The sequence below is a fragment of the Rhodococcus sp. MEB032 genome (assembly GCF_030208925.1).
Classification (GTDB): Bacteria; Actinomycetota; Actinomycetes; order Mycobacteriales; family Mycobacteriaceae; genus Rhodococcus_F; species Rhodococcus_F qingshengii.
In genome coordinates, this window is sequence record NZ_JARVSY010000028.1 from 214093 (window position 1) to 220198 (window position 6106).

A 6106-nucleotide genomic window follows, 5' to 3' on the forward strand; every position below is an offset into this window, starting at 1 on the left:
GTGCAGTATCGATACCAGGAACCAGCGAACGCCGGAACCCGCTCGAACTCCAGTGGCCAAAGAGCCATCGCGACAACAGGTTCCGAGCCACCCTTACTCTGGTCGCGCAACGGGAACAACATCAGCGCATCGTTTCCCGAGATCGTCGATGCACTCCGCTCTGTGCTCGATCACCGCGAAACCGTCCTCGACGGCGAAATCGTCGCACTCGGACCCGACGGCGTGCCGTCCTTCTCCCTGTTGCAACGACGGATGCACGTCCTGCGGCCCACCGCGCAGCTCCGCAACGAGGCCGTGACCTCGTACTACGTGTTCGACGTCCTCGACGTCGACGGCACATCGACCACCGATCTGCCCTACCTCGAACGCCGCGAAGCGCTCGCCAACCTCAGCCTCGAACACCCGCGCATCAAAGTCCCACCGCACTGGCTCAACGTCGACGGCCCGACCATGCTCGAGGTAGCCCGCAAACATCATCTGGAAGGTATAGTCGCCAAGAACATTGCCTCAAACTACCAGCCCGGCAAGCGTTCTCGGGATTGGGTCAAAACGCCTCTGAGAGCTAATTGTGAGGCCGTAGTGTGCGGCTTCCTCCCCGGCGCGGGTGGTGTAACAGGCGGAGTCGGATCCCTGATCCTCGGCGCCCACGACGATTCGGGGGTCCTCAGATATATCGGAAACGTTGGTACGGGCCTGACGGATCGGCAGCGCCGCGAACTGCGCGACAAGCTCACCGAGCTCGAACAGTCCATCAGCCCGTTCACCGTCGAGCCACCGAGAGCGGTCACCCGCAATGCTTCCTGGTCAAGACCTGTCCTAGTCTGCGACGTGGAATACCGCGAGAACTGAGCGGAATTGCATTGAACGCATCAATTCGGCATAGGCTCGTGCATCATTTTCGCTGGTCAGCCTTGTCGTTTCCGATGGTAGCGGTGACGTTCATCGGCGCTAGCTGCGCATCAACATGTGGCACATCAATGTTGTATCTGATACAACATACTTGTGACTCCGCATCCGCCTGGCTCGGCGCACTTAGTGCTGGCGGACAATGTCGTTCACCTCGATCCGGCACCGGCGGTGTTCGCAGCGATGTTGGAGCCACCAACGCCGAATCCAGAGTCAACGCCCCACCAGGCAACCCCGAGACCGTCCGAGCGATCGCTTCGTAACCGGCAGACCACCCCACCGAAGGCACCGACATAGCGGCCGGCAACACCAATCCACGACGCTCAGACTCCTGAGATAGACCACGCACCAACACATCCGCCGGGAAACGCCACGCAGAAATGATCAGTACCAGATCCACCAAATCGTGATACCTCGTCGACGGGCCCCCATCCCGCCCGTACCGCCCATACATTGCACACACCTTGTCGGCGATCTGCGCCGGCAACGGATACAACGCAAACTCCGGCATCGCAGCCAAACCCTCCATCGCCACAATCGGTCTCGGAGACTGATAATCGACATCACCTACCGCAACAAGCTCAGTGGAAAGGTCTATCGGAAAACTGAAGAGATACAGCGCGTCGTAATAGACCTCAACCTTCAGTTTCGCGCCATCGACACCACCAGTCATCGCGACAGGCTCATCGCGTATCACGAAGCTAAGTGGATCAAGTTCACTCAAATCGGCCGCCGCCCGAAGATCTTCGACTGCCTCCGCCAGGCCCGCAGCAGTATGCAGAAGGTCGATATCCTGGCTGTACCGTGCATCTGGGAGCCTCACCAACAGCGACGCCCCACCCTTGAGCAACCACCGCCCCTCCGGCTGCGAGAAGATCCGCGCCAAAAACCGCTGCAGATAGAACTCCCGCCGCAAATGCTCGAACGGGCGCCCCCGAAGTGTGGACTCCTTCTTCAGCCGGTCCGTCAGCGACCGCTTGAACGCCGCAGCTCCTCGACCTCGCGTCACTGCGCGCGCCGCTGACCGTCGGCGACCTTCCGAGCAGCCTCGACCACGGGCATATCCACAGCAGCTGCCGCATCCCGAAGACTCTGCATCGCAGGAGAATTCATCAGCGCCGCCGCATCCCAAATACTCTGCATCGCCTCAGAATTGACCAGCGCAGCATCCCGAAAGCTCTGCATGACAGGAGAATGGATCCACCCCTCCGCATCCCGGACACTGTGCATCGTCGGAGAATTGAGCAGCGCTGCCGCATCCCGAAAACTTTGCAGCGCCGGAGAATTCATCAGAGCCACCGTATCTCGCAGACTTTGCAGCGCCGGAATATCCATGAACGCGGAGTTCGGGAGATCAAGCACCCCCTGACCAGCCAGACGCTGCCCCAGCGCACGCGTGGACTGAGGAATCCCCGCCTCCTCCAGGAAGCGACTCAGAAGAGCTTCGCCATCGCCCAGACGAACCCCGTACATGTGCGCAAACGGCCGCAGCGCCTCACTCACTCTCTCCGAATCCACACGATTGGTGACAACAGCGTCACGAACAATGCCCGCCAGGTGTCCACCGTCAAGATGCCCCGCGGCGAGATCGACGATCGTCATCAGCACCGTCGTAACCGGCAGCCCATCCTCGAGCGTCCACGCATCCGGCTCATAGGACGCAACGCGATATCGAACATCGGAAAGACGAGACTGCCGCCGCTTCGACGTCGCGAACTCCATCACATCCGCATCCACGTCACCGAGGCCGTGAAGCCACGCAGCAGACCTGTGCGTCACCACAGCCGGAGACCCCTCACGCAGCCTCTCACCAGCAGTGGCACCGGGCTCGATCATCATCCACGCAGCCCGCAGCCGCTCGGACGGAACACTCGGCGCCCCACCGATCCGATAGACACCATGGCGGATCCGCTCCACCGTTCCAGCCTTAGCCATGCGAGCAATCTGCTGCGCAGAGAACCCCAGTTCCTTTGCTTGAGCCATGGTGAACAGACCCCACTGCTCCGACGAGAGGTCAGCAAGGTCGAGGATCCGGGTATCGCTGGACATATGCACCACTATACCAGCGTAAATATCCACCGATCTGCAAAAGTTACATATGTGGGTGTAACTATTGCAGCGCGCTTCGGTGAATGTTCACATCGCCGGAACTCCTACCGAACCACACACCCGGCGCGAACCAATGTTTTGGCCGACGGAACCCACTCGACGTACTCACATAGCGGACGCATCCGGGCATTCCTGCCCACCCACGGGGTGTCACCCGCTGGTGCGGTGCTCAAACGACGCACGCCCACGGACATTGTTACTGTCATTGACCATGGTCACGATTCAAATGTGCACAGCAGCGCCGGATACCCGGCGCGCCCTTTCCAGCTGACAACCCAGCGAGGCCCGGGATCATTCCTGCCCGGGCTCCTAGTGTCAGTGCAGATTGGTCTTCTCGCGCAAGCGATATCGGAGATCAGAGATGCTCAGGCCCTCGCCACTCGTGACGTGGAAACAACGACACCGCCCTCGGGGCACTCCGGCGCGGCGACCCTCACCTCTGGTGCAGTCGCCAATGTTTCGCAAGCTCTGGACGAGCACCACGCTCACTGCGATCGCGGCCCAGGTTGCATCCTTCGCTGCCGTCATAGCGATATGGGACGCCACCGGCAGTGTGCTGTGGATGGGGATGCTCGGTCTCGCTAAATCAGTACCGATCATCGTGTTCGCACTTGTCGGCGGCATGCTCGCCGACCGAATCGATCGCCGCACCATCGCTCTCACCAGCACATTCGGCCAGGCAATCGCTTTGGTCGCCATGACAGCGGCAGCACTGGGCCCCGACATTTCACCGGCGGTGATCTTCGGCCTCCTCGCCCTCCTCTCCGCCGCATCATCCGTGGGTTCTCCAGCCCGCAAGGCCCTGGTCGTCACCCTCCTACCAGTCGATACATGGGGTAGAGGGTTGGCGCTGACCGCAACCTCCTTTCAACTCAGCGTGCTGCTCGGACCGGCAATCGGCGGAATCGTCGCCGCCACACACGGGGTCGCGGGGTGCTTCGCGCTCGCGACAGCACTGGCAGCCTCGGCCGTTTACGGAATCGCCCGCCTACCGCGCACGCCTCCACAGCCCCGCACCCCGCGACCACGACGCACCTCTGACGGCCTGCTGAGCGGCCTACGCATCGGATGGCGAACACCGGCCCTACGCAGGGCGTTCTTGGTCGATCTCAATGCCACGGTCCTCGCCATGCCCACCGCCCTGTTCCCGGCTCTGAACTCCGAACGTTTCGGCGGTCAGACGTACACGTTGAGCCTGATGTTCGCCGCTTTGGCGCTCGGAGGCATCCTGGCGGGCGCAGCGTCCAAATACTTCGCGCACTCCCACCGGCCGGCGGCACTGATGTTCGGAGCTGCCTTGATCTGGGCGTTCTCCTTGTTGGCACTCGCCGCCGCCCCGCACCTGGCTGCGGCCCTCGGTGTTCTGGCCATCGCCGGCGCGGCAGATACCGTCAGCGTGGTCGCCCGAGGAGTGATTGTTCAGCGAGAAATAGCCGACACCCACCGGGGGCGGATCAGCGCTCTCGACCACATCGTCGAGATCGCCGGCCCTGAACTCGGCAACGCCCGAGCCGGATTGATCGCTCAATTCACCACCGCGACAATAAGCCTCGCAGCAGGATCGGCTCTATCCGCGCTCGGCGTTCTCGCACTAGCGCTCTCGACACCCCACCGACGACGCCATCGAACTACTAGAACTGAAGGTTCTGCCGCACAGGGACGGAACGATCGTCATCCAGCATGATCCACGCATCCCGATGACCACCCAGTACATCGGCCGCCGGGCAGGCGTCGCCGTTCGCCAGACTGGCCGATCTCAGCGAGGTAGCTTCGCGGGGATCTCAATGCGGGAAGCAAGGAACTGTCCGCCCACCCGAGGCTGAAAAGGAGGAACCCGCATCTGGAGGCAGAGTGCGGGTTCTTCGGGTGCCGAACGGCACACAGTCCTGCACTGCGAGATGACCGAACGATGTGCTGAACTCGCCAGAGTCTGCGGTGTCCGTGGCGACAATGAAGATTCGTGGGTTGGAGAGGGTGGGGCGATGAGCATAGTCGGGCGATGGCCGACAGTGATCGGGTATTGGGGCACGCGGGTGCAGTCGAGTCAGGAGGTGGCGCAGACGATGCGGGCTTTCCTCGACGATCTGGAAGCGATCGACCCGGATTGGGCATTGCCGTGGGTGAATACGAAGCAGCGAAGTCGAGGTACTGCGGATCTCAGTGTGGACGGGTTGGTGCGAATCTTCGAGCACTCCCGCTCCGGGGAGATGGGATACTCGGATACCCCGGGGCCGGGCTACAGCATCAGTTTGTCGCCGGAAGACGGAACCGCGCGGGCGATCATCGCCTGGGTCGGCGGCGTGGAAACCAGTGCACCCAACAGTGTTCAGGTGGCGTTGCCGACGGAAAAGGATGTTCCCTCCGAACTGCGACGGTTGCTCGACCCAGGCATCGGAGACTCGATCATGAAAGTGATCGTCGAACATTGGGAACCGGATCGGGCTCGATGGAGCATCGGCGACTACAGGAAACTTCAGAATCGGTCGAAAGGCGAGGTCGAGGTGGGATGGGAGACGTACTTTCATTCCGGAATCACACTCGATCGCAGCAAACTCCCCCGATCTGCGGCGATCGAGGAACTGCCCGCTGGCACGTTGATTCGGTTGGGGGACAAGCCAATGGAGGTCGCTGCCGCCGACATCGTGGCGGTGCGGGCGGCGTTGGGTTATCCGGTGTAGCGCCAGAGCCTGTTCGGATTGGCCGATCGTCTTCGAGTAGGAGTGACGTTGTCTGCTTCATCTTTACGTCGCGATCCGACGTCCGGATTGACCTTGAAAGTCATGGCGCGAAAGGGGCCGCCGGAAGCCGAATCGGTCACCGCAGCGCTGGCAACGCGGTCACTGCAGTTCCTTCGAGAGCTTGACCCAGTCTTCGACGTCGACATGTATCGCTCACGGAGGGATGAACTCCCCGACGGCGTCGCGGTCGAGCAGGCTCTGGCATCGAATGATGGGCGGGTCCTCACCCCTCAGACAGAGGCCTCCCTCGAAGCCGCAATGATCGAGAGCAGAAAGTCTCCCGATGCCGCAGGTGGAATGTCAATGGCCACGAAGTTCTCCCCGTAGGCGGCCAGTAGTTCTCCCCGCTGGTG

Annotated in this window: 6 protein-coding genes; 4 read left to right on the plus strand and 2 right to left on the minus strand. The window is 61.7% G+C overall.

Annotated features, from left to right (window positions below):
- Window positions 1-849 (plus strand): ATP-dependent DNA ligase, encoded by an 849-nt coding sequence (locus tag QRN54_RS25955; RefSeq protein ID WP_307807312.1) that lies wholly within the window; start codon window positions 1-3, stop codon window positions 847-849.
- Between the two features lie 43 nt (window positions 850-892).
- Here the strand turns inward: QRN54_RS25955 and QRN54_RS25960 are convergent, their stop codons facing one another.
- Both QRN54_RS25960 and QRN54_RS25965 read right to left on the minus strand, forming a co-directional pair.
- A complete protein-coding gene (locus QRN54_RS25960) occupies window positions 893-1915 on the minus strand; it encodes a nucleotidyl transferase AbiEii/AbiGii toxin family protein (protein WP_052959895.1) in 1023 nt (340 codons plus the stop codon).
- Window positions 1912-2955 (minus strand): type IV toxin-antitoxin system AbiEi family antitoxin domain-containing protein, encoded by a 1044-nt coding sequence (locus QRN54_RS25965; RefSeq protein ID WP_080961114.1) that lies wholly within the window; start codon window positions 2953-2955, stop codon window positions 1912-1914. Before QRN54_RS25965 ends, QRN54_RS25960 begins: the two co-directional genes overlap by 4 nt.
- A 421-nt stretch (window positions 2956-3376) precedes the next feature.
- On the opposite strand from QRN54_RS25965, the gene QRN54_RS25970 reads away from it, so the two are divergent.
- The 3 genes from QRN54_RS25970 to QRN54_RS25980 all read left to right on the plus strand — a co-directional run bounded on the left by QRN54_RS25970 (window position 3377) and on the right by QRN54_RS25980 (window position 6080).
- Complete coding sequence (locus QRN54_RS25970) at window positions 3377-4699, plus strand: MFS transporter (protein ID WP_080961115.1); 1323 nt, start codon at window positions 3377-3379, stop codon at window positions 4697-4699.
- 298 nt (window positions 4700-4997) lie between these two features.
- A complete protein-coding gene (locus QRN54_RS25975) occupies window positions 4998-5693 on the plus strand; it encodes an Imm52 family immunity protein (RefSeq protein WP_230691650.1) in 696 nt (231 codons plus the stop codon).
- Window positions 5694-5741: 48 nt separating this feature from the next.
- The gene (locus QRN54_RS25980) at window positions 5742-6080 is read left to right on the plus strand and encodes a hypothetical protein (RefSeq protein WP_285183392.1); all 339 of its coding nucleotides are present in this window, start codon (window positions 5742-5744) and stop codon (window positions 6078-6080) included.
- Window positions 6081-6106: the final 26 nt, after the last annotated feature.

What these genes read in the sequence shown, in the direction of transcription:
- QRN54_RS25965 (WP_080961114.1), bottom strand. Translation starts at nt 2,955, where the DNA reads ATGTCCAGCGATACCCGGATCCTCGACCTTGCTGACCTCTCGTCGGAG.
- QRN54_RS25975 (WP_230691650.1), top strand. Translation starts at nt 4,998, where the DNA reads ATGAGCATAGTCGGGCGATGGCCGACAGTGATCGGGTATTGGGGCACG.
- QRN54_RS25970 (WP_080961115.1), top strand. Translation starts at nt 3,377, where the DNA reads ATGCTCAGGCCCTCGCCACTCGTGACGTGGAAACAACGACACCGCCCT.